Annotated in this window: 21 protein-coding genes and 2 pseudogenes (1 of these 23 cut by a window edge); 11 read left to right on the forward strand and 12 right to left on the reverse strand. The window is 36.7% G+C overall.

Features of this window, described 5'->3' with window-relative positions; translation table 11 throughout:
- The 4 genes and pseudogenes from FVQ77_10165 to FVQ77_10180 all read left to right on the forward strand — a co-directional run.
- A pseudogene (locus FVQ77_10165) lies at nt 1-39 on the forward strand (hypothetical protein) (it extends 1020 nt beyond the left edge of the window).
- Nucleotides 20-2122 (forward strand): PKD domain-containing protein, encoded by a 2103-nt coding sequence (locus FVQ77_10170; GenBank protein ID MBW8050682.1) that lies wholly within the window; start codon nt 20-22, stop codon nt 2120-2122. The pseudogene FVQ77_10165 and the gene FVQ77_10170 overlap by 20 nt, the downstream one beginning before the upstream one ends.
- A 154-nt stretch (nt 2123-2276) precedes the next feature.
- On the forward strand, nt 2277-3323 hold the full coding sequence (locus tag FVQ77_10175; GenBank protein ID MBW8050683.1) for a type IX secretion system membrane protein PorP/SprF: 1047 nt from the start codon (nt 2277-2279) through the stop codon (nt 3321-3323).
- Nucleotides 3324-3444: 121 nt separating this feature from the next.
- Nucleotides 3445-5490 (forward strand): OmpA family protein, encoded by a 2046-nt coding sequence (locus FVQ77_10180; protein ID MBW8050684.1) that lies wholly within the window; start codon nt 3445-3447, stop codon nt 5488-5490.
- Nucleotides 5491-5580: 90 nt separating this feature from the next.
- On the opposite strand, the gene FVQ77_10185 is transcribed toward FVQ77_10180, so the two are convergent.
- Nucleotides 5581-5931, reverse strand: a complete 351-nt coding sequence (locus FVQ77_10185; GenBank protein MBW8050685.1) for a hypothetical protein — start codon at nt 5929-5931, stop codon at nt 5581-5583.
- Nucleotides 5932-6090: 159 nt separating this feature from the next.
- Between FVQ77_10185 and FVQ77_10190 the strand changes: the two genes are divergently transcribed.
- From FVQ77_10190 to FVQ77_10205, 4 genes are all read left to right on the forward strand, one after another.
- On the forward strand, nt 6091-6342 hold the full coding sequence (locus tag FVQ77_10190) for a hypothetical protein (GenBank protein ID MBW8050686.1): 252 nt from the start codon (nt 6091-6093) through the stop codon (nt 6340-6342).
- Nucleotides 6327-6623, forward strand: coding sequence for a type II toxin-antitoxin system RelE/ParE family toxin (locus FVQ77_10195; GenBank protein ID MBW8050687.1), 297 nt, complete (start codon nt 6327-6329; stop codon nt 6621-6623). Before FVQ77_10190 ends, FVQ77_10195 begins: the two co-directional genes overlap by 16 nt.
- An 89-nt stretch (nt 6624-6712) precedes the next feature.
- Entirely contained in the window at nt 6713-7294 is a 582-nt protein-coding gene (locus FVQ77_10200) for a sigma-70 family RNA polymerase sigma factor (GenBank protein MBW8050688.1), read from the forward strand.
- Between the two features lie 119 nt (nt 7295-7413).
- On the forward strand, nt 7414-7941 hold the full coding sequence (locus tag FVQ77_10205) for a hypothetical protein (GenBank protein MBW8050689.1): 528 nt from the start codon (nt 7414-7416) through the stop codon (nt 7939-7941).
- Between the two features lie 174 nt (nt 7942-8115).
- On the opposite strand, the gene FVQ77_10210 is transcribed toward FVQ77_10205, so the two are convergent.
- The 5 genes from FVQ77_10210 to FVQ77_10230 all read right to left on the reverse strand — a co-directional run bounded on the left by FVQ77_10210 (nt 8116) and on the right by FVQ77_10230 (nt 11563).
- Nucleotides 8116-8910, reverse strand: coding sequence for an FKBP-type peptidyl-prolyl cis-trans isomerase (locus tag FVQ77_10210; protein MBW8050690.1), 795 nt, complete (start codon nt 8908-8910; stop codon nt 8116-8118).
- Between the two features lie 147 nt (nt 8911-9057).
- Complete coding sequence (locus tag FVQ77_10215) at nt 9058-9417, reverse strand: hypothetical protein (GenBank protein ID MBW8050691.1); 360 nt, start codon at nt 9415-9417, stop codon at nt 9058-9060.
- Between the two features lie 298 nt (nt 9418-9715).
- Nucleotides 9716-10024: a helix-turn-helix transcriptional regulator gene (locus FVQ77_10220; protein MBW8050692.1), complete on the reverse strand. Its 309-nt coding sequence runs from the start codon at nt 10022-10024 to the stop codon at nt 9716-9718.
- Nucleotides 10005-10358 (reverse strand): type II toxin-antitoxin system RelE/ParE family toxin, encoded by a 354-nt coding sequence (locus FVQ77_10225; GenBank protein MBW8050693.1) that lies wholly within the window; start codon nt 10356-10358, stop codon nt 10005-10007. The genes FVQ77_10220 and FVQ77_10225 overlap by 20 nt, the downstream gene beginning before the upstream one ends.
- A 194-nt stretch (nt 10359-10552) precedes the next feature.
- Nucleotides 10553-11563 (reverse strand): bifunctional oligoribonuclease/PAP phosphatase NrnA, encoded by a 1011-nt coding sequence (locus tag FVQ77_10230; protein MBW8050694.1) that lies wholly within the window; start codon nt 11561-11563, stop codon nt 10553-10555.
- Between the two features lie 411 nt (nt 11564-11974).
- Between FVQ77_10230 and FVQ77_10235 the strand changes: the two genes are divergently transcribed.
- From FVQ77_10235 to FVQ77_10245, 3 genes are read left to right on the forward strand one after another with little or no spacing between them, the layout of a single operon-like run.
- Nucleotides 11975-12466 (forward strand): hypothetical protein, encoded by a 492-nt coding sequence (locus tag FVQ77_10235; GenBank protein ID MBW8050695.1) that lies wholly within the window; start codon nt 11975-11977, stop codon nt 12464-12466.
- Nucleotides 12467-12482: 16 nt separating this feature from the next.
- Entirely contained in the window at nt 12483-13163 is a 681-nt protein-coding gene (locus FVQ77_10240; GenBank protein ID MBW8050696.1) for a hypothetical protein, read from the forward strand.
- The gene (locus tag FVQ77_10245) at nt 13160-15196 is read left to right on the forward strand and encodes a disulfide bond formation protein DsbD (protein MBW8050697.1); all 2037 of its coding nucleotides are present in this window, start codon (nt 13160-13162) and stop codon (nt 15194-15196) included. The genes FVQ77_10240 and FVQ77_10245 overlap by 4 nt, the downstream gene beginning before the upstream one ends.
- 55 nt (nt 15197-15251) lie before the next feature.
- Here FVQ77_10245 and FVQ77_10250 read toward each other — a convergent pair whose 3' ends face one another.
- From FVQ77_10250 to FVQ77_10275, 6 genes and pseudogenes are all read right to left on the reverse strand, one after another.
- Entirely contained in the window at nt 15252-15647 is a 396-nt protein-coding gene (locus FVQ77_10250; GenBank protein MBW8050698.1) for a helix-turn-helix transcriptional regulator, read from the reverse strand.
- Nucleotides 15648-15759: 112 nt separating this feature from the next.
- On the reverse strand, nt 15760-16710 hold the full coding sequence (locus FVQ77_10255) for a site-specific DNA-methyltransferase (GenBank protein MBW8050699.1): 951 nt from the start codon (nt 16708-16710) through the stop codon (nt 15760-15762).
- A pseudogene (locus FVQ77_10260) lies at nt 16707-17581 on the reverse strand (hypothetical protein). The gene FVQ77_10255 and the pseudogene FVQ77_10260 overlap by 4 nt, the downstream one beginning before the upstream one ends.
- Before the next feature lie 168 nt (nt 17582-17749).
- Nucleotides 17750-17944 carry a tyrosine-type recombinase/integrase gene (locus FVQ77_10265; protein ID MBW8050700.1) on the reverse strand — a complete coding sequence of 65 codons (195 nt, stop codon included), beginning with the start codon at nt 17942-17944 and terminating at the stop codon, nt 17750-17752.
- Nucleotides 17945-18121: 177 nt separating this feature from the next.
- Complete coding sequence (locus FVQ77_10270; GenBank protein MBW8050701.1) at nt 18122-19570, reverse strand: LysM peptidoglycan-binding domain-containing protein; 1449 nt, start codon at nt 19568-19570, stop codon at nt 18122-18124.
- Nucleotides 19571-19699: 129 nt separating this feature from the next.
- Nucleotides 19700-23131: a SpoIIE family protein phosphatase gene (locus tag FVQ77_10275; GenBank protein ID MBW8050702.1), complete on the reverse strand. Its 3432-nt coding sequence runs from the start codon at nt 23129-23131 to the stop codon at nt 19700-19702.
- Nucleotides 23132-23372 lie beyond the last annotated feature (241 nt).

Genomic DNA, 23372 nt, shown 5'->3' on the forward strand with positions numbered 1-23372 from the left:
CGCAGCAGGGTGTGTAACTTTGACGATCACAACAAATAACCCGGCAGGTCCATGCCCCGCAGTTTCAGATTCTATGGCACTATGCTTTTTTTCCTGTGCGGCTCCTGTTGCCGATTTTACTGCGAGTGATACAACAATATGCGACAGCACTTGTATCAATTTTTCTGATTTAAGCACAAATAACCCTACAAGCTGGGAGTGGTCATTTCCCGGAGCTACACCCGACACATCCAATGATCAAAACCCGGTAAGTATTTGTTATTCCGCACCGGGAAATTATACCGTAACCTTGGTTGCCACCAATGGCAGCGGCTCGGATGATACTACCATGACCAACTATATCATTGTTGACACGGCATCTACCGCCTATGCAGGACCGGATACCAATATCTGTGACACCGGTTCATATACAATAACAGGGGCAACCATAGGCGGAAGTGCAACAAGCTTATTATGGACAACTTCAGGGAATGGCACCTTTGATGATTCAACCTTATTAGCTGCAATCTACACACCTTCAGCAGCTGACACCGCAGCAGGGTGTGTAACTTTGACGATCACAACAAATAACCCGGCAGGTCCATGCCCCGCAGTTTCAGATTCTATGGTGCTATGCTTTTATTCATGTGCTGCACCCGTTGCAGATTTTTCATCAAGCGATACAATATTTTGTGAAGGTGCCTGCATTGACTTTACCGATTTAAGTATGAATGCAACCGGTTGGATGTGGTATTTTCCAGGGGGAACACCCGATACTTCTACTGCACAAAATCCAACAGGTATCTGTTTTGATAGTGTCGGAACTTACACCAACTCTCTGGTGGCAACCAATGCAAACGGGCAGGATTCTATTGCGAAGATTATAGTTGTTGATTCATGCCCACCGCCTGTTGCAAATTTTTCATCGAGCGATACTACATTTTGTGTAGGTGCCTGTATTGATTTTAGCGATTTAAGCTCCAATACTCCTACGAGTTGGGCTTGGTCCTTTCCCGGTGCCGTACCTTCTTCAGATACCCTAAAAAACCCCGTAGGCATATGTTACGATACTGCCGGAACTTATGATGTAATATTAACTGTAACAAATGCAAGTGGAACAGATGACACTACATTTACGGGTTACATTACCGTTAACTCTTGCCCCGCACCAGTGGCGAATTTTACTGCAAGTGACACAGTAATATGTGAGGGAGATACTGTTAATTTTACGGCATTAAGCCCCAACACCACCACTTGGGCCTGGTTGTTTCCCGGTGGAACACCGCCAGTTTCCAATGATTCTACTTTTTCTGTTATTTACAGTTCATCCGGCACGTATAGTGTTACTTTAACGGTATCTAATGTAAACGGCTCGGATACTTTGATTCAGACGAGCTATATAACTGTAAATCCTTTACCAACGGTGAATTTAGGAGCAGATATTACATTTTGCATAGGGGATAGCGCTGTATTGGATGCTGGTGCCAGCTTTTCAAGTTATTTATGGCAGGACGGTTCTGCAAATCAAACTTTGACTACAGATACTGCTGGAATATACTTCGTTAAAGTAACCGATTTAAACGGATGTGAAGGAAATGACACAGTAATATTAACGGTCAATTCATTGCTTCCTGTAGCAAATTTTGGATATTCTGATTCAAGCTTAACTGTTACCTTTACAGATTCGTCTGTTAATGAAACTATGTGGGTATGGGATTTTGGTGATGGCAATACAGATACAGTGCAAAATCCTGTGCATACTTATGCTATTGCCGGAAGTTATAATGTATGTTTGATAGCAGGTAACGCTTGCGGTTCAGATAGTATCTGTGATTCAGTAACTGCAAAAGTTATAAAGATTCAGCTATTTATCCCCAACGCCTTCAGTCCTAACGGTGATGGAGAAAATGATGTGTTTCGTATAATAGGCAGCGGCATAACAAAGATCTATTTAGCAGTCTATGATCGCTGGGGTGTTCGGGTCTTTGAAACGGAGGATATAAAAGAAGCTATAGAGACTGGATGGGATGGAAAATACAAAAGAAAAGAGCAAGGTATGGCTGTGTTTGTTTATTATGTGAAAGTTAAATTTGTGGATGGGACATCTGATACAAAAAAAGGGGATGTAACCCTGATAAGATAATAAGAGCTAAAATTTTAAATATTTTAAATATTTTGGTGTTTTAAGTATTTTTAGTAAATTTGTGTATCTTTGTAGCAGACCAAATATTTTCATTTTAAAAAATGAATAAAAGTCTTGAAACACAAACAAAGATCCTTGAAAAAATAGAAGCAAAATGAAAAAAATAACTTTTATCAGCGCAATCTGTGTATTGATCTGCGTAACCTGTGTTAATGCTCAGGATAAGCATTTTTCACAATTCTACTATTCACCCTTAAATTTAAACCCGGCCTTGACGGGAGCTATTGAGGGCAACTTTAGAGCTATGCTGAATTACCGCAACCAATGGAGAGGTATTACATCTCCTTTTGTGACCACCTCATTTGGGGCAGATATTACATTGAGAGGAACTGAATGGGGAGAAGATTGGATTGGTTCAGGACTGGTAATCGTTCACGATAAAGCCGGTACAGGTGGATTGTCTGACTGTCGTATGATGCTTTCCGGTTCATATTTTAAGTGGCTCGACCAGTACAATTATGTTTCAGCAGGTGTTCAGGCAGGTATTGTACAACGTAAAATAGATTTTAGCTCATTTGAATTCGAAAGTGAATTTGTAAATAACAGCCCTGATCCGGGGATTACCCAAGATAAAGTCAGTTCTGTTGCATTTGATATGCACGCAGGAGCTGCCTGGTTCTTTAAACCCAATGAGGGAATGCAAATATCTACCGGATTTGGATTTTTCCACTTACTCAAACCCAAAAAATCGTTTATTGATGCCGGTTACTTAGATTCATTGGGAGAGGATATCGGGAAAGAAGACCGTATGGGCGTTTTTCATAGCAACGCCACGATTGCTCTGACCAGGGAAATTGATCTGAACCCTGCTTTGTTGTACCAGCGTAAGAAAAAAGCACAGGAGTTAATGGCAGGAACATCTGTAGGATTTAGTTTTATAAAAGGCCGTAAAACAAGAGGGATCGTTCATGTGGGCGGGTGGTTACGTTTTTTCGATACGTTTGATGCGTTTATAATGTCAACAGGGTTGGAATATGAAAGTTTTACGCTTGGAATAAGCTATGATGTAAATATTTCATCGTTAAAAAAGTCAGTTGATAAGTTTGGGCGGCCTGGCGGTCCTGAGTTCTCATTAATTTATGAATTCCCTATACCTGTCAAAAGAAAAAGAAAGCCAATTCCCTGCCCGAGGTTTGATTGATTGGTATCTGTCTAAAGGGCATCTCTAAAAACTACATATTTTTAAAAACACACCCCTTGCCCCTCTTGATAGAGGGGAATATATGGTGTAGTTTTTAGAGATGCCCTAAAAATAGTTAGCTATGATGATAACAAAAACATTACTAACAATTTTATTTTTCTTTCTTTTTCAATTCTTCCTGCCAATAATTATAGCAACTGCTCAAAATCAAACATCTGAGTTCATCAAAAAGGCTGATAAGCTTCTGGAAGAAAATTTACCAGATTTCAATCAGGCCATTGAGCTGTATTTAAAAGCTCATAAGACTGCTCCAAAGGATCACGATTTGAATTTTAAAATAGGATTATGCTATTTAAACACTCACGATAAAACTGCTGCCGTTCCTTATCTTGAAAAAGTAGTTAATAGCTCTCCTGCTTCTTCGGATCATGTATGGGGAAGTGGTATCCATTATTTATTAGCAAGAGCTTACCAGTTGAATTTTGAATTTGACAAAGCAACAAGCGAGTATATCAAATACAATAAATCCCTATCGGTAGAAGAGCTTATCAAAAAGAAAGTTCCAAGATTAATTGCCAGGGTTATGAAAGAAGAAAGAAATTTTGCGTTTACAAAATATGTAAAGGTAGAAAAGATAAAGGAATTGATCTCTAAAAAAATAAAAGAATGTAAAAGTGCAAAACTGTTGGTAGAAAACCCGGTAGATGTGATCATTGAAAATATTGGAACCAATATTAACACACCCTATCCTGAATATGGTCCTGTGATCACCGCAGATGAGTCGGTTATGTATTTCACTTCCCGCAGGGAGGGAACTACAGGTGGTGAGAAAGATTATGTTGATGGTAAGTATTTTGAAGACATCTATGTATCATTCAATAAGGAAGGTACCTGGTCAGAGGCTAAATCTTTAGGTCCCCCGATTTGTACTGAATACCATGAGTCAGTAATAGGTTTGTCTGCAGACGGGCAAAAATTGTTTATCTTTAAAGACGAAAATTTAGATGGGGGCGATCTCTATGTTTCGAGAATCCATGGGTCAAAATGGTCAGCTCCTGAAAGCTTGCCTGAAGGTATTAATTCCAGCTATGGGGATAAATCCGTTACAATTTCTGCTGATGGAAAACTGCTTTTTTTTGTCAGTAATAGGCCGGGAGGCAAGGGTGGAAAAGATATTTATATGTGCAAAAAAAGTCGTGCCGGGTGGGCAACGCCTAAAAATCTTAGCAGCAGGATCAATTCAAAATATGATGAAGATGGCGTGTTTTTTCACCCTGACGGAAAAACGCTCTATTTTAGCTCAAGGGGGCACCCCGGCTTGGGAGGGTATGATATATTTGAAGCAAAGTACGAAAATGGAAGGTGGTCTAAACCCAAAAACCTTGGCTATCCCATCAATACTACTGATGATGACATATATTTTGTTCTGTCTGCAAGCGGGAAAAAAGGATATTATGCTTCTTTTCGTAATGAGGGTGAAGGCGAGAAAGATATTTATGTTATAAACTTTGAAAAGCCAACAAAAAAGCTCACCCTTCTTACCGGCATTATCTCTGATGACTCAACCCATGAACTTTTAGAGGCTAATATTCAGGTCATTGATAATGACTCTAATAAAGTTATTGAGGAATTATTCTCTAATGCTGAAACGGGCAAATACCTTATCACGCTCCCGTCAGGCAGGAATTACGGTATTAACGTTACAAAAGAAGACTATCTGTTTCATTCAGAAAATTTTGATATTGCAGTTGAAAAAGACTACCAGGAAATCGAAAAAAATATAACGCTAAAAAAAATTGTAGTAGGAATACATATCGTTCTTAAAAATATCTTCTTTGATTATGACGAGTCTACTTTAAGGCCTTCATCATTAGCTGAACAGGAACGGCTGTATGAACTATTGCAGAAATATCCGAAAATGAAGATCGAAGTTTCGGGTCATACCGATAATAAAGGCAGCGAAGAATATAATAAAAAATTGTCGGAAAAGCGGGCACAGGCGGTAGTTGATTACTTAATTAGCAAAGGTATTGTCAAAGAACGCCTGATTGCTGTAGGTTACGGCCCCACCAAACCCATTGCACCTAACCAAAATCCTGACGGCAGCGATAATCCTGACGGCAGGCAACTGAACAGAAGAACGGAGTTTGAAATTTTGGGAAATTAAAAGTCAGTTGACAGTCTACAATTGACAGTTGACAACTTGTTACCTGCTTAACAACTATAAATTGACGACTGCCAACTGACTCCTTTTAAGTTATTTCATTATTTTCTTCTCAATCAGGTAATAAGTGACCAAACCCAATCCACCGAAGAAAAGGATCATAGAAAAATAGGCTGCAACTTCAAGCATACCAGCCTTGGATAGAAAATAACCCGCTAAAATACCAATGCCCGCTCCTGCAAATAACATACCTATCTTGAGTGCCGGGTAACCCGTTGACTGTGCTCCCTTGTTAAAAATTGAAGCATCTATGCCTTTTTCTATCAGGGCTAAGCGCTCCTTGTTCCTTGTGGAATAATAAATGTAAAGAATTCCAAAGAGTGTACCGAAAAATGCTACGGTAGATATAATCGGAATTAACATACTCATTTGTCCTGTATCCATAATAACCTCCTTTTTTAAAAGTTAAAATTTTTGTTTCGCTATCTTTGACACGGATTTATCTTTTTAGGTTACATATTTTTTTATTTTTTGTGTAAGTTATGATAAAGTTTTTAAAAAATTAATTATATTTGCCTAAATTAATTTAATCTTTTTGTAATCATGTCAATAACTGAGATTAAAAAAAATATTCACCAAATTATAGATGAGTTTGACAATCAGGAAATACTAGAAGATTTTCATTTAGCTTTACGAAACTTATTAAGGGATTATAAAAAAAACGAAGATTTTTGGGATGAATTATCCGCGTCTCAACAGAAAGAAATTGACAATGCTCTCAAAGAAGTGGATGAGGGTAGAACTACAAAGCATGAATCAGTAATTAGTGAATCAAGAAAATGGCTTGCAGAATAGAATGGTCTGACACTGCAAAGCAACAATATCAGCAAGTTATTGAATACTTAAAAACTGAATGGTCAGTTAAAGATGCAGAAAATTTCATTGAAAGAGTTAATAAGATAATAACTCTTATTTCCAGATTCCCAGGAATAGGTAGAAAGTCTGTCAAAAGAAAAAGAGTTAGAAAGTATCTTCTAACACGTCAAAATATGCTATTTTATGAAATAAAAAAAAATACCATATTCCTTTTGGCAATCTATGATACAAGGCAAAACCCGGATAAAATCAAATATTGACAAATCTTCGCTTAGCATAACGATATCAATTTTGTAAACGCTACTCAATATCTCGTAACCAGGCAGAACATTCCTGCGTCTAAAACATAATGGTTGACAGTGCTGATAATATTCTTATAGAAAAGATATTGCGTGGCAATCTTGCAGCTTTTACTGATCTTGTAGAGAAATATAAAAGCTTTATTTTTACATTAGCATTACGCATACTTGACAACCGGGAGGATGCAGAAGAAGTTTCGCAAGATGTATTTTTGAAGGTTTTTAAATCATTGCAATCTTTCCGCAAGCAAGCAAAATTTAGTACCTGGCTGTATAAGATAACATACAACACTGCGGTCAGCAGGTTAAGAAAACAAAAAGGTGAAGCAGAGGCTGTTGAATTAAATATTGAGCAACTACAAAATATTGAAAGTGAAAATGTAAAAGACCAGGTTGATCAATTGCAAAGAGAACAGCAGAAAATGTATATTGAAAAAGCCATCAAAAAATTATCTGAAGATGACAGGGTGGTTATTTCATTGTTTTATCTTAGTGAAATGTCTGTCAAAGAAATTGCTAAAATTATTGCCCGGTCACAAAATTATGTGAAAGTCAAATTGCACAGGGCACGGAAGATGATCTATAAAGAATTAACTATTTTATTAAAAGGTGAATTAAAAGAAATTATCTGATGGGCATCTCTAAAAACTACATATTTTTTAAAACACACCCCTTGCCCCTCTTGATAGAGGGGAATGTATGGTGTAGTTTTTAGAGATGCCCTAATAGAAAGATGCAGGATTCAGGATATATGAAACACATAACTGAAAATAAATTAATTAACTTAATAAGCAGTCTTTGTTCAGAGAAGGAACGGACCAAATACCTGGAGCATATTAAAAAATGCCCTTCATGTGCTAATCTATATTCAGAAATGACTTTTATTAGTGATCACATCAAACAGATTGGAATAGAGCAGCCATCGGCCAAATTCACAAATGACCTGATGGAAAAGATCCATCACTTCCAAAAAAAGCAGGCTTTTCATTATATGCCGTTGATCAGTAAGAAATGGTGGAGTATTATTGTAACGATCATGCTTGCAGTTTTTTATGCCCTGATTTTTGCATCACAAACCGGTACGGATTTTCGTGAAGAAAACTTTTCTATAATCAGCTATATTGAATCACTTTTACCAGACTTAAGTATCATCCAAAATATCTCCGAACTGCTAAAACCTGAAGTTATGATCCAATTTATAATGATCATAGCTGCCTGCTGGGTGCTGATATTTATTGATGGGTTAATTAAAAAAGTATTTTTGAAAATAGTGAACTAAATTTTAAGTACCATACAAACAAGCAGCAGTAGGCAGCGGCAGTTGGCAGTCCTGCCTCCTGCTGCTGCCGCTGCCAACTCTAACTTTCGGAAACCTGTCTCCCTTATTTGGTATAATGCCGCTCTTTCAGGATTCGCTCGTATATCATGAGTACTCGGGATTACGGTGTCATATTCATTTAACGCCAACCAATTCCACATCAAAGATAAGCGTAGCGTTTGCAGGGATTTTTCCCGTAGCTCTGCTCCCATATCCCAGATCAGGAGGAATGATCAAACGGGTTTTTCCTCCCACTTTTAACAGCGCTATACCTTCATCCCATCCTTTGATCACCTGTCCTACGCCTAATGGAAATTCAATTGGTTGGCCTCTTTCTACTGAGGAATCAAAGATAGTGTTGTCGGTTAAATATCCTGTATAGTGAACCAGGACGATCTTTCCTGCCCCTGCCTGCTTGCCTTTTCCTTCCTTCACAACGATATATTTCAAGCCGCTTTTGGTAGTTATTGTATCTTTGCCAGTCACCTCAAATGGTTTTGGAATAATTCTTTCTGTGATCTTCAGCAATTCAACATCAAAGATCAATATTGAATTGGGAGGAATTTTCCCCGCAGCCCTGCTGCCATAACCCAATTCAGGGGGAATCGTAAACGTGGCTTTATCTCCCACCTTCAGCAAGGCAATTCCTTCGTCCCAGCCTACAATCACCTGCCCGATACCCAGTGTAAAAGTAAATGGCTGCCCTCTTTTTACCGAGCTGTCAAAGATAGTACTATCGGTAAGCTTACCGGTATAATGTACGGTTACCCTATCGCCCTTTTGAGGCTTTTTACCTAACCCTTTTTGAGTAATTACATACTTCAATCCTGAAGCTGTTGTAATGGCATTATCTTCCTGCTTTGTTTGAGAATTGCAGGATTGAGCCGAAAATAATAATACGGCTCCGAGTGTGTAGATGAAGTTTTCCATGAGTTTTTAATAGTTTATGGTTAATTGTGAATTGTTATTCTTTTGTATTAATTAGGGTTATGGATTAATTAGTTAACGGCTCCGGCTAAAATGTCGTGCAACGGTTAGGTTGGTTGGGTATGCATTTTAGCCATTGTTAGGCACTGGCTATTTTCCGTATTTGGGTTGATATAATTGCAAATAGAAATCTCCAGGAACTTTGAAGAAAGTAACAAACCCGTATCCGTGGTCTTCAATTTCGCCTTTAAATTCCACTCCTTTGCTTTTCAATTCCTTTACCGTTTCTTCGATATTATCACAATAAAACGAAATGTTGTGGGTTCCAGAAGGTGCTCCTTCCACTCCGCTTTCGTCAGCAGGGTGAACCCCCATATCTCCTTCGGGAACATTGAAAATCAGCCATCCGTCTCCAATATCGGTTGCCTTGAATCTGATCTTGTCCCGTAGAAACTCGCGTAACTCTTTGTCCGCAGAACTGTAAAACATTGTGTGAACTCCTTTTATCATTTTCTTGTGTTTTTTGTTTGTTAATTTAGTTTTGGTTTTTGCTTGTGCCTAACGGTAAGAGTAAAAAACGTGCAACCCCGTTTATTAAAAGCTCTAAAGTAGCAATTTCTGCGCTGGTCTCTAAACCACCTAAGCTTTTTAATAAGTATTAAAGTTTCGATTACTTAATGCGAGAATGCAGCTCGCAAATTTGCATAAAACTACAAGCAGAAATTGCGGGAAATTAGCTACCTACCTCACAGAAAAGCAATTTTTTCGCATGTTTTTTTACACAGTGTTACCGCTATGTGCCTTTTCTTTATATATCTACACTAAGTCTTAGATGTCCGCCAAGCCCTTCACGAATTATTCTCATAATTGTAGAAAGACGAATGTCGGAAGCATCATTTTCAATTCGTGAAATATAGGTCTTTGTTGTCCCACACTTTTTAGCAAGTTGCTCTTGAGTTAGGTTTTGTCCTTTGCGAAGTTCCTGAAGTATAACACCAAGTTTGAAAGCTTCAAATCCTTCTTCAAATTTTTCTCTTTTTACTGTCCCACGTTTTCCATATTGCTTGTCCAAATGGTCAGCAAATGAAGTAAGGTTGTTATTTGCTTTTTTTTTCATTGAAATATTGTTTTTTAAGTTTTTCTGCTTGTTTAATTTCGTTCTTAGGAGTCTTTTGAGATTTCTTTTGAAATCCGTTTAGAAGCACTACAAGTTGCCCTTTGTCAAAGAAGCTAAAAACTCTATAGATGTCTGAACCAAATTCAACTCTAATCTCATAGATTCCTATTGAACCTTCTATGTGTTTGAAATATTTAACAGGAATTTGGTCTAGGGTCGCTATTAATTTTAGTGTCCAGTTGAACTTTTTCTTGACTTTTGGCTTAAGTGTTGCAAAAAAGTCGAGATAATAGTATTTGTAGTAGAAAATGTTCCTGATAAATTTTTCTTCCACGCCACAAAGTTAGCTATTTAGATAACATTCTCCAAATTTACGAGGACAATTTTTTATAAAATAGTGATTTTTGGCATTAGCGGTAACGTATGTGCAAAAGATATTCGTTTATTTCGCCTTTATATATTTTTAAAACACACCCCTTGCCCCTCTTGATAGAGGGGAATGTATGGTGTAATTTTTAGAGATGCCCTTCAGGCAACCAACTGCTCTTTATAATCAGCTAACAGATCAACAAATTTTTTAATAGTGTCATCAAATGAGAGCTGAGATTTGCCCCCGGCAGCATTGGTGTGTCCTCCACCGTCAAAATGCTTTCTTGCCAGGTCATTTGCAGAAAAATCACCCACAGAGCGGAACGAGAGCCGGACCTCTTTTTTCCTTTCAGTGATCAAGGCGCCAAACACGATCCCTTTGATAGAGAGCGCATAATTTACCAATCCTTCTGTATCACCTGTTTTGACATTATATTCTTTCATCTCTGCTGCGTTAATGGAAATATAAGCGGTACTGTATTTTTTCAGCACCACAAGCTTGTCTTTTAATGCATAGCCCAAAAATCTCAAGCGTTTTTCTGAATAGTTATCATAGATAAGTTTATGAACCTTTGTAATATTGATACCAATATCTATTAACTCTGCTATGATCATATGAACCGCCTTAGAAGTGCTTGGATACCTGAATGAACCTGTATCTGTCATAATGCCGGCATAGAGACATTCACCAATATTGGTGCTAATGAGATTTTTATCACCAAAAAATTTAATAAGTTCAAAGACCAGTTCCGCTGTGGCTGAAGCTTTGTCATCCCATACCTGCAGGTCTGGAAATTTTTCAGGTTCAAGATGATGGTCTATTAGTATTTTTTTCCCCTTGACATTTCTAAGCATTTCTCCCATTTCATTGATACGATTCAAAGAAGAAAAGTCAAGGCAAAAGATAATATCAACGCTTTCTAACAGGCTTTGTATTTTGCTTTTTGTTTTATCATTATAAATAAGTACCTCTTTACTCCCTTGCATCCATTCCAGAAAGTCAGGAAAGTCAGAAGGTGAAATTACCTTGATCTGGTGCCTTTTTTTTTGCAAATAATTTGATAATGCAAGCGCTGAACCAAGCGCATCAGCATCAGGGTTATGATGGATTATGATAGCAATATTTTTGGGCTGGCTTAATAATTGCCTTATAGTAGAAAAATCTTTCATATACACTAAAAATAGTTGGTTTTTAGTTTTTAGTTATTGGTTATGGTTTGATAGTTTCTGGTTATAGTTTTTTAGTTTGCAGTTCCGGGCTTTATACCATAAGATGGACAAACCAATAAACCCCGTTAGACAAAAACACTAAAAGCAATTGCCCCTCGCCAACAAAGGCATATCTAACGGGGTAAACTAAAACTAATACAGGAAAAAATTTTGCAAAGGTGGAAATATTTTGAAAAAAATCAAAGAATATATAATATATTTCAAGGTTACACTTAATTGTCTCTTAACAGACACTATTGCTAATAACACTTAAATACCGGAATTGTTTACCTTATTGATTTGTTTTAACTTTGTTTTTTGGATTGAAATTTGTTTATTTTAAATATAGTGCTTATTATTACGTGCTTTTTTATGACAGTTATGAAAATTTTATTACCATTTTTTTATATAATATTTATTCCACTATTTGCATGGGCACAATCAGAGAAAGAGCTTATGCATTTGACGAATTGGGAATTTAATTTTTCTAAATCAATAGATGAAGTAAAAGCAGGTGATGAGATAGACCTGGTTATTAGTGTTTTAATAGATGATGATTGGTTCCTGTATTCTTCTGATTTTGATCCTGACCTTGGTCCTATGCCTGCCGAGTTTCACTTTGAAGAAAATGATTCTTATGAATTGGTTGATAGCACTAAAGCGGTGAATTCTAAAAAGAAATATGATGAAATGTGGGAAGGTGATTATACTTATTTTAAGCATAATGGTGAATTCAGGCAGACTATTAAAGTGCTAAAAGAAACGCTAAGCGTTAAAGGATCTCAGACTTACCAGCTTTGCTCAGAAATAGACGGGAGTTGTATTCCTTTTGAGGCGGAATTTGTATTTCAATTTAAAAAATAAAAAAATATTATACAATATGAGGGTTTTAATATTAGTTTTTAGTTTACTTTTTTATTCAATTTTTGCACTTCCACAGATATTGAAACCGGCAACCTGGGATGACCCTGTACTCTCAAAACAAGATATCAAAGTGGGAGATGTAGTTGATATTATCTTCCGCGTTACAATTGATGGTAACTGGTACCTGTACTCTACTGACTTTGATCCCGATCTTGGCCCGATGGTCACCACTTTTATTTTTGATGCTGATAAGAATGATTCATACAAACTTGTAGGAGGTATTAAAGCCATTGGTTCCAAAAAGAAATATGATGAAATCTGGCATGGAGATTATACCTATTTTTACAATAAGGCAGAGTTTCGCCAGACTATTAAGGTTTTGAAACAGGTACTAATAATTAATGGCGCCTATGAGTACCAGGTTTGTACGGATGTTGATGGCAAGTGTATTCCTTTTGATGATGAATTTACTTATGATAAAATTATAGTTCTAACAATTGATGCTATGAATATTTTAGAAAATGAAACACAAAAATTTAAAAGCACAGATATTGAATTTATATCTGTTAGCGGAGAGACAGCCACCGGGAAAGACGGTGCAGACTATATTCAAGTCAAGGATTGGTGGTACAAAGTACCTGCCGGAAATAGTATTAATTTTTATAGGAAATACATTAATCTGGGAGGCGTAAAATGAGATATAAAAAATCTTTAATAATTTTGAAATTCCGATACACGATATTACTTATTTTTTTGTTTGTAGTGAGGGTGCATGCGGCACATCCCGATTCTATCGGGACCCTTTCAATACAAGGTAATGAAATCAATTCGGATGATGCTATAGAATTACTTGATCTTGTCTTAACAGAAAAGGATTACCGGGATGCCGTTAGTTTACTTGAACGTACAGAAAACGCTGAAGTATTAATACATAATCAGGATATACGGCAAAAAGTTGCTAACCTGGCTGAATTATACATGCAATCTACACCGGAATGGGCGGTAGATGTTACTCTTCCTGATGATAAAACAATAGTCTCCAATGATGGTGTGAAAGATACACAAATTGAAACGTATGGTGGTGGAAGCAGTTATGGTTTAAATACCGGAGCACGGGAAGAAGCTGAAAAGGAAAGCATGGTAACCAAGATATTAAAAAAAGGAAGTGATATGATAACCAAAAGAGAAGATGTTCATAAACCCTATTCTCTTTTGGGATTTATGCTTTTAGCCTTTGTGGCTGGCCTTGTGGCGCTTCTCACTCCCTGCGTATTTCCTATGATCCCTATGACCGTGACATTTTTTTCAACAGACAGCGGAGGGAAGAGAAAGGGCGCTGTTAAAATTGCTATCTTTTATGGCTTATCAATAATTTTTATATATACATTTATTGGAATAATAGTTGCCGTCCTTTTTGGCCCTGCTGCTGCGAACTTTCTAAGTACGCATTGGCTGCCCAATGTTTTGTTTTTTCTTGTTTTTGTAATATTTGGGCTTTCTTTTTTAGGGATGTTTGAAATTACCCTGCCAAACTGGCTAATCAACAAAGCAGATACTCAGGCAGATAAAGGCGGCATTTATGGTGCATTCTTTTTAGCCTTTACATTAGTATTGGTCTCTTTTTCATGTACAGGCCCTATTGTTGGCGCTATTTTAGTAGAATCGGCAGGCGGCCAGCTTTTGAAGCCAACATTGGGAATGTTCTCCTTTTCATTGGCTTTTGCCATACCTTTTTCGTTGTTTGCAATATTCCCCTCCTGGCTGAGGTCATTACCCAAGTCGGGAGGTTGGCTGAACTCCGTTAAAGTGGTTTTAGGATTTTTAGAGTTAGCGTTGGCGCTTAAATTTTTAAGTATAGCCGATCAGGTTTATCATTGGGGTATCTTAGACAGGGAAGTTTACCTGGCTTTAGCAATAGTAATTTTTACGGTAATGGGGTTTTACATATTGGGGAAAATAAGATTACCCAACGATAGTGAAGTTAAAGTTATAAGTGTTTCCCGGTTAGTACTCTCACTAATTACTTTTTCATTTGTTATCTATTTAGTTCCTGGTATGTTTGGCGCTCCTCTCAAAGCTTTATCAGGTTATTTGCCTCCCATCACTTCACATGATTTTGGATTACCGGAGATTATCCGGCAAAATGCTGTTGCGTATTCCGGGCAATCTGATGTAGGTAATGTCTGTGACAAACCAATACATTCAGACGATCTGCATATGCCCCATGGCTTAAAAGGTTATTTTGATTTCCAACAAGGCCTGGCGTGTGCCAAAAAATTAGAAAAACCGGTTTTTATTGATTTTACGGGTCACGGTTGTGTAAATTGCCGTGAGATGGAGTCTAATGTTTGGGCACAACCTGAAGTTCTTAAAAGACTTAAAAATGATTATGTTATAATCTCTCTTTATGTAGATGATAAAAAAGAACTAGATGAATCATTGTGGTATACCTCAGATAAGATACATTTTGCGACTAAATACAATCTCCCCACAGCAATAGAAAGCCCAAATTATGATGATAAGGTTAAAAAAACCATGGGAAAACAGAATGCAAATCTTCAGATCATTATGTTCAATAATAATGCCCAGCCTTACTACTTGCTTTTAGATCACAATGGGACAAAATTGGCAGAGCCAAAGACATACGACAAGGAATGGAAAAATTTCGTTGAATTCCTTGACGAAGGTAAAAAAGCCTATGAAAATAATCATCTGTTAAGCTCGTTGTAATCAACAAATAAAAAACACAACTCTAAACCTAAACCCACAACCTTTAAAAACAATTTTATTTGTATATTAAATTCATTTCTGACAATTCCTGTCCAATTTGATGAATTCCTGTTAAAATTTTCTCTGTTTGATTTTCTGATGGTTTCTTATGTCCTTGTATATATTGAGATAATAACGTGGGATTCATTCCAATTTTCTCAGCAAGAAACTTTGAGTTTAGCACTTTATAATATTGGAAGAATTGTGTAAAATCAATTTCAAATTTTAAATTCTCGTGTGTTATTGCCAATTTTTCTTCTTCGAAACATAATTGTGCAGCCTCGTAAGCATTATTTATCAATTCAGAAATTGTTCTACCAGTTGTAAAGATGGGATATTCATCTGAATATGCAGAAAATCCTGTATTGGTTTTTTCTACTATCATCTTAATTTTTTTCTTGGTCGTTTTCATAGTATTATGGTTTAATCTTTCTGCAATTTTATTCCAGCATCTTTTAGAATTTTTTTCTCAAGGCCTTTACCAACTTCCTGACTTCCATGATTTGGAAATCAAGTTTGGTTTTTTAGATATGTGTACTGTGCCTTGCCAATTCTTTTTCGTCAAAAAGTTTCTCCTGATTCAATTTTCTTTTTTCTATTTTTATTCGTCTTTCAGATAATTCAAGATACTCTTTCTTGATGTCATAACCGATGTAATTTCTTTCGTCTTTTAAAGCTGAAATACAAGCTGTCCCGCTTCCGCAAAATGGGTCTAAAACAACATCGTCTTTGAATGTGTAAAGCTGAATGAGTCGGTGAGGGAGTTCTTCTGGAAATGGAGCAGGATGTCCAACTGATTTTGCTGAAATAGCAGGGAATGTCCAAACACTTTTTGTCCATTCTATAAATTCTTCTTTTTTAATTGTATTCTTTTTGCCTTTACTTTTTCTTGAAAACGAATCTTTTGAAAATACCAGAATATATTCGTGTATGTCTCGAAGTACAGGATTTGAAGCAGATAACCAACTTCCCCAAGCTGTCGAAGGGCTTGCGCTGGATGCCTTATTCCAAATTATTTCACCTCTCATCAAGTAACCAATGTCAAGCATATCCTCAATTATGTAACTGTGCAAGGGGATATAAGGTTTCCGACCCAGATTTGCTATATTGATACAGGCACGTCCACCCGATACGAGTTTTTTGTGGGTTTCTTCAAAGACCGCTTTAAGCAATTGTCGGTATTCATCTAAAGTCAAGTTATCGTCATATTCCTTTTGAACATTATAAGGAGGTGATGTAACCATTAAATGAATACTATTGTCTGGTATATCATCCATCTTTTCACTTGACTTGCAATAAATTCTATTTAGATTTTCCAATGGAATAGAATTTTCAATGTATTCTATTTTCTTGTTGAAGTCATTGTCTTCATAAAGTTTACTGTTGTAAAATTTTGAAGAGTCGTGATTAATTCTTCCGGGTGTTCCGAAAGAACTTGTCTCTGTTCCTTTTCTGTTGTATTTGGTTTCGCTCATTGTTTTATCAGTTTTAGAAATTCCTCTGCTTTTTCTTCGTAGGTTGGTTTTTGATTTGCAAGTTCTATAACTTGTCCAAGCTCCGATTTACTTTTCATACTTGAGAAAAAATTTAATTTTTCGGAGAGTAATGCGTTAATGGGTAATCTTAATTCATTAAAAGCGCCAAATCTCAAAAATCCATTATGTGGAGTTTGTTTTATGTTCTCACCGTCATTGTCTAATGGATTAGGATTTGTAGACCAAAATCCTTGAATTATTCCAGCAGATTTTAGATGGTCAACTTTGGGATAATAGCTATTTTATTTGTTATTGGTGTATTGCCAAGAACAATAATTGGTATTGTAGAGGATTTGAAACTCGAAACTCTAATGTTGATGCTTTTTCCAATTGCTTTGAGCATAGAGTCAGAACGCAAGAGCCCCGGATTTCCCTGATGCGTTTTATAGTCACCGATAGCTGTTATTTGGTCTGTTGAAGGAGAGTATTCCCAGTTCCATACTACAGACATTTTAACTTCAATAATAAGTAAAATATCTTCTGGTTTTTGATTAATGGAATTTACTTTAGAAATAACTACGTCAGCAGGCGATTGTTTTGTTAAAGCTATTTCAGGGCAAACTGCTCCTTGAATGGCATAAAGCCCCTTTTCGTTTATCGTTTCCTGAATTAAGTCAGTAGACCACTTTTCAGTAAAGTTTCCTATTAGTGCATTTCGGCTCTGTAAAGTTGTCTTTGGTCCTTTGTAACTTTTTGGCCAATAAGCATAATAATGGTCTTGATTATCTTTATAAAATAGCTGTTCTGGAGTTGCAAAACCTCTCGCCTGTGTAAAGAAGTCAATTTCTGTTTGTTTAGACCATAATTCCATTTTGCAAAGTTAATCTATTTATTCTCTTTTTCTATTTTTGGCAAGGCATTGTACATAACTTACTTACATGTTCATGTTTTATGAATATGTACGACAAACCGTTGTTGTGTATGTTGAGGTTTGTATTTTTTTATATGTCAAAATCATCCAAATGGATTTTTAATGTTCTTAGTTGCTTTTCATACTTACATGGGTGTATTTTTCGGTGGTTCTTAATGATTTATGCCCTAACATTTCTTGTATGAATCTGATATCAGTACCGCTATCCAATAAATGAGTGGCATAACTATGCCGTAAACAATGTAATGTAAAATTATCTCTAAAAATATTATATAAAAGAGGAACAAAAGGAAATAAGGGAATAAAGGAATAGAGGGAATAAAGGTATAATTCTGTATAAGGTTTCTCTTATTCCCTTATTTCCTTTTAGTCGTTATGCCAGCAAATTCATCGGATGACCCCAACGCATAACCCGGAGAGTCATCCGATGATAGCCAACCCTTATTTCCTTATTTCCTTATTTCCCTATTTCCTTATTCCCTACTTCTTACCGTCAACCGGTTTCACATTTCTAAGCCATAAAACCTCACCCACTTCAGGCATTTCACCTTTTTTTATCCCGTTTTTAGCACGAATAGAGCTTAATTTAACGCCATACTCTTGTGAAATTCCCCACAATGTTTCCCCCTCTTTTACCGTGTGATGTGATACTATGGCTTTGGTATTTTTTGGCTGCAAATAGTATATCTGCCCAGCAATAATTTTATCAAATGTTCTAAGCTCATTATACTTTAAGAACCGTTCAGTAGTTAGTCCGCCCTGCATAGCCAATCCGGCAAAGCTGTCATCTTTGCCTGCCTGTATTGCCTTTAAGCCATTACTGGTAAGCAGGATGGGGACATGATCAGTTGTTGAGTCACCTGTCTTCCCTTGCGAGTACAGCGAATCAATCCCGGTATCTACTATTAGTGATACAAGCGTATCAGGCAGGATTTCATTATTCTCTGACACACTATTTGTATCTTGCTTCGGTTCTTTCTTTGCCTCATTCACTCCTTTTTCTTTTCCTTCATATTTTTCTTTTTGATTCAGCTCATATAGTTTTGCCAATACTTTTTGTTCATCCTTTACCGGAAGCAATACAGCGTAAACCGTATCAGCCGGTATTTTTGGAACTTTAAGCCATTTATTATAAAGCTTCAGGTCTTCTAATGGAATGTCAGTATCTTCAGCAATTTCTTTTAACGTTTTATTTGTAATTTTAAAGTCTAAAAGGAAATATGACTCCGTCTCACCCACCTCGGCCCCTACTCCACTTGTTTGTAGGAAATTTGGGGATGAAATGGCATTTTCAAAGGCTATTTTATATGCCAAAAATCTGATAACATACCAGTGGGTTTTCTTATTGATCTCCAATCTCTGATCTCCTACATACCTAAGATTGATTACATCCTTTGCTCCGTACAGCCCCAGGTTGTATGAGAGGAGTGCGAAGATCCAGTTCTTAAAAAAGAAGTTATTACGAAGAAGGTATCTTGAGGCGCCATACGTAGAAGCCACTATATTCATTCGTTCATCCATAATATCATCAATCCTCAAACCCACTTCAATAGCTGATTCTTTTTTGAATTGCCAGAAACCAACTGCATTGGAAGATGAAACAGCGTCAGAAATTAAGCTGCTTTCCTGCAGCGACAGGAATTTAAAATCATTGGGGATGCCTTTCTCTTTAAAGATCCGTTCTATTATAGGAAAATAAAGATCGGCTCTGCCTGCTATTTTTTTGACAAACGTCTTACTTCTTGTTAATCTGTCCACATCGGCTTGAATTTTTTTTCTTGCTCCTTCAGTTATCTTCAATCTCATCCCGGCAAATTCTATCCTTGAAGGAACTTCTTGTGCAAAAGATTGCACTCCGAAAAAATCCTTGTCACCAAGGCACAAAAACACAAAGAAACACAAAGATAATTTTAACCATAGATTACACATATTTTTTTAAAAAACACAAAATCACACAAAGCAGTAGGCAGTTGACAGTATGCAATATTGTCAACTGTCAATTTTTTTTGTGGGATTTTGTGTTTTGGTGATTTAGTGGCATTTTTTAATCATTTCTATTTACAATCTTATTCCAAAGACTAATATATCATCTACCTGCTCCAAATCTCCTTTCCAATTATTGAGTGTTTTAGCTAAATATTTACTTTGTTCTTTCATGTTAAGGTGCTGCATATCTATAATGATATTCTTAAAACGCTTTTTCATAAACTTCCTGCCGTTTGGACCACCAAACTGATCCACGAAACCGTCTGTAAATGTATAAATTGTATCGCCAGAATAAAAGTCAATGTCATAACTATTAAATATTTTTTCTTTTTTGGAATATCCTCCAATTGAAAATTTGCTTGGTTTGTATTCTAAAAGTTCTCCATTCCTGATCAAGTACAAGGGTCTGTAAGCGCCTGAAAATTGCAGCATATTTTTATCCAGGTGTATAGCACACATAGCAATATCCATTCCATCAAATGTTTCCTCTCTCTCTCCCTTTTGTTTTAAAACTTCTTTTATTCTAATATCAAATTCAGTAAGCGCCTGAGAAGGGCTTATTATATATTTATCAGCTACGATCTGATTTAATATATCATTACCTATCATGGACATAAGGGCAGCAGGTACGCCATGGCCTGTACAATCTGCTGTTACTATAATTGATACATCATCAATCCTGACAAACCAGTAAAAATCTCCGCTAACAATATCTTTTGGCTGATAAAAGATGAACAGGTCAGAGAAGTTTTTTTCGATTTGTTCTAAAGAAGGGAGTGTTGCCTCTTGTATCCGTTTTGCATACAGGATACTGTCTATGATCAGCTTGTTTTTTATTTTAATTTCATTATTAGCTTCTTTTAACTTAGCATTTTGCCTCTTAAGTTCCGTAGTCCGTTGCATAACCGTTTTCTCTAAAGTAATCTTAGACAGTTTGAGCACTCTCTCTCTTCTTTTTATAAAAACATATACAGATAACAGAGTCATTATTGCACATAAAGAATAAAACCACCATGTACGCCAAAATGGCGGGGTAATTTCAAATCCGAAGATGGCGGGTTGCTTATTCCGGATACCGTCACTGTTGCTGGCAACTAATAAGAAGCGGTATTTCCCGGGAGGGATATTAGAATAAGTTGCTAAATGCTCATTGGTTGGCGGTGACCATTCTTTATCAAAGCCCTCAAGCATATATTGAAATTTAACCCGGTCGGGATTAGAATAACTGATGCCGGTAAAATCGAATGTGAGGTGATTTTTGTTATATGGAAAGATATTTTTTTCAGGAATAGCTTCATCTTTTAAAAAAATCCTGACGTTTTTAATAGCAGTTACCGGCTCAACCAAATTCTCTTTAAAGCTTGAAGGATTACACTTGACCAATCCTTTAATTGTACCGAACCATATATTTCCCAATGGATCCTTATAAACCGCATTTTGGTTGGTTTCTATGCCCAGAAAACCTTCAGATTTTCCATAATGGCGGATTTTGCCGGTACTTACATTAAGCTGATCAACGCCTGTATTTGTACCAATCCACACATTGCCAATATCATCACCTACTATAAGATAAGGATTGTCGGAACTGATCCCGTCTCTTGTAGTATAATTCGTAAATTCCATTCCATCAAATTTCCATTTTCCATCTTCCATCTTCCATTTTCCATTTTCCATTTTATACACACCTCCTCCTATACTGCCAACCCACAGGTTCCCGTATTTATCTTCTGTAATTGAGCCAGGTCTTCTATGTGTTAATCCCTGCTGCTCATTAATGATCACAAAATTTTCACCATCATAAACCGCCAGGCCGGCATCATTACTGCCAAACCATAAATTTCCTTTTCTGTCTTTATAAACAGTCCATATTAAATTACTGAAAAATCCATTTTTTTTATTAAATTGCTGAGAAGAGATTATTTTGTTTTGATCAATACTAAATTTAACGCAACCGGACCCCAGATCACACAGCCAGATATTTCCATTTTTATCCTCGTTTATTGTAATAACACGTTTCTTTTTCAATGCTTTAATTTTCGCAAAATTTTTAAAGGCCCTTTTTACCGGATCATACCTTGATACTGAAGTTTTGGTGCCAATCCAGATGAAATTCCTGGTATCCTGGTACATACATTTAACATCATTATCACTCAAGCCATCATCAACGGTAAAATGATCAACACTGGTTATACTATTCATCAGTGTATCAGAAAACAGATACCTCGTTATACCCTTCTCAGTACCAACCCATAAGCTATAGTCTTTATCAATGAGAACCGCATGAACAATATTGTCAGGCAGTCCTGTTTCTTTATCAAATATTTCAAAATTATCACCGAGATACTGGCAAACGCCACTACCCCAAACTCCAATCCATATATTGGATTCCCTGTCTTCAATAATTGAGGAAACGATATTATTGCTCAATCCTTCTTTTTCGGTAAATCTTTTAAATATTCCGTTCTCAAATCTGATTACTCCATTTGAAGTAGCAAGCCAGACTATTGGATGGTTGGTGTTTGATGGTTGATGGCTGATGTTGGCTATGTACAATTGTTTTACAAGCTGAAGCGGGAGGCCATCAATATCTTCATATTTGTTTTTTATTTTGATATTAAGATCACTGTCAAAATTTAGTTCACAAACGCCAGATAATGCAGCAACCCAGGCACTGCTAATACGTTCTACTTCATCGCTTTTGCCAGCCCCCCTAAATCCCCCCGAGGGGGGGACTTTGCCATCCCCTTTCCCTTTGGGCAATGGGGGCGGGAAGTCCCCCCTTTGGGGGGATTTAGGGGGGCTGTTAGGGGTGAGGTCGGTTATTTTAATATCGCGGATGTAATTATTCTGAAAACCGAAGTCAGATAAAAAGATTTCCTTTAAAATTTTATCGGGATCATTTGGGTTGATTATATGAATGCCCTCATCGGTACCAATCCAAATATTACCACTTTCATCTTTTTCAAGGGCAACAATATTATTTGAACGAAAACCATTTTCAGTGGTTAGTTCCTTTATTTTTCCCTTTTCCTTTATTGCCTTATTTAATACATAAATCCCATTTCCTTTTGTCCCGATCCATATATTGCCCAAATCATCTTCTAAAATATCTGATATGGCTTTATCTATTCCACTTAATTGATCTTTATAATGATAAAACCGTGTTCCATCCCATTTTGAAACACCTTCATACCTGTAACCGATCCAGATGTTATTTTTGCTATCCTGGTATAATTTTACAACATGATTGCCTGCTAATCCGTTTTGCCGGTTATAGACATCAAAGGCCTTTCCATTATATCGTGCGATACCTCCCTGGGTGCCAAACCATAAATAGCCCTCATTATCCAAAAGCATATCATAGACGGTGGCTTGCGGAAGTCCTTCATCTACCGAAAAATACCTAAAATTTGCCTTCTGTGCTGAACACAGATTACCACCGAGAAATCGGGGCAGGCTCAGATTTAAGAAGATTGCACAGATTATACAACTTGTCCTGATCAATCGGCAGATTTTTATATAGGATATGAATTTTTCTCGCAAAGACGTAAAAAAGTTTGGCTCTATTCTAAAAAGTTGTTGATAGTTAAATATTTTATAAATATTCTCAAAAAAAGCCCTGAAAGGGCGTGAGGTGTAAACACAGGGTGTAGTTCTGTGTTATTCTCTAGCCCTGATGATTAGCCCTGAAAGGGCGTGAGGTGTAAACACAGGGTGTAGCCCTGTGTTATTCTCTAGCCCTGAT

The organism is Cytophagales bacterium, from assembly GCA_019456305.1.
Lineage (GTDB): Bacteria > Bacteroidota > Bacteroidia > Cytophagales > VRUD01 > VRUD01.

Bases quoted from the DNA above. Each gene is read 5' to 3' on its own strand.
- FVQ77_10185 (MBW8050685.1), bottom strand. From the start codon at position 5,931: ATGGATACAGGACAAATGAGTATGTTAATTCCGATTATATCTACCGTA.
- FVQ77_10270 (MBW8050701.1), bottom strand. From the start codon at position 19,570: ATGTGTAATCTATGGTTAAAATTATCTTTGTGTTTCTTTGTGTTTTTG.
- FVQ77_10200 (MBW8050688.1), top strand. From the start codon at position 6,713: ATGGTTGACAGTGCTGATAATATTCTTATAGAAAAGATATTGCGTGGC.
- FVQ77_10255 (MBW8050699.1), bottom strand. From the start codon at position 16,710: ATGAGCGAAACCAAATACAACAGAAAAGGAACAGAGACAAGTTCTTTC.
- FVQ77_10220 (MBW8050692.1), bottom strand. From the start codon at position 10,024: ATGAAAAAAAAAGCAAATAACAACCTTACTTCATTTGCTGACCATTTG.
- FVQ77_10175 (MBW8050683.1), top strand. From the start codon at position 2,277: ATGAAAAAAATAACTTTTATCAGCGCAATCTGTGTATTGATCTGCGTA.
- FVQ77_10240 (MBW8050696.1), top strand. From the start codon at position 12,483: ATGAGGGTTTTAATATTAGTTTTTAGTTTACTTTTTTATTCAATTTTT.
- FVQ77_10180 (MBW8050684.1), top strand. From the start codon at position 3,445: ATGATGATAACAAAAACATTACTAACAATTTTATTTTTCTTTCTTTTT.
- FVQ77_10250 (MBW8050698.1), bottom strand. From the start codon at position 15,647: ATGAAAACGACCAAGAAAAAAATTAAGATGATAGTAGAAAAAACCAAT.
- FVQ77_10195 (MBW8050687.1), top strand. From the start codon at position 6,327: ATGGCTTGCAGAATAGAATGGTCTGACACTGCAAAGCAACAATATCAG.
- FVQ77_10190 (MBW8050686.1), top strand. From the start codon at position 6,091: ATGTCAATAACTGAGATTAAAAAAAATATTCACCAAATTATAGATGAG.
- FVQ77_10210 (MBW8050690.1), bottom strand. From the start codon at position 8,910: ATGGAAAACTTCATCTACACACTCGGAGCCGTATTATTATTTTCGGCT.
- FVQ77_10215 (MBW8050691.1), bottom strand. From the start codon at position 9,417: ATGATAAAAGGAGTTCACACAATGTTTTACAGTTCTGCGGACAAAGAG.
- FVQ77_10205 (MBW8050689.1), top strand. From the start codon at position 7,414: ATGAAACACATAACTGAAAATAAATTAATTAACTTAATAAGCAGTCTT.
- FVQ77_10245 (MBW8050697.1), top strand. From the start codon at position 13,160: ATGAGATATAAAAAATCTTTAATAATTTTGAAATTCCGATACACGATA.
- FVQ77_10235 (MBW8050695.1), top strand. From the start codon at position 11,975: ATGACAGTTATGAAAATTTTATTACCATTTTTTTATATAATATTTATT.
- FVQ77_10230 (MBW8050694.1), bottom strand. From the start codon at position 11,563: ATGAAAGATTTTTCTACTATAAGGCAATTATTAAGCCAGCCCAAAAAT.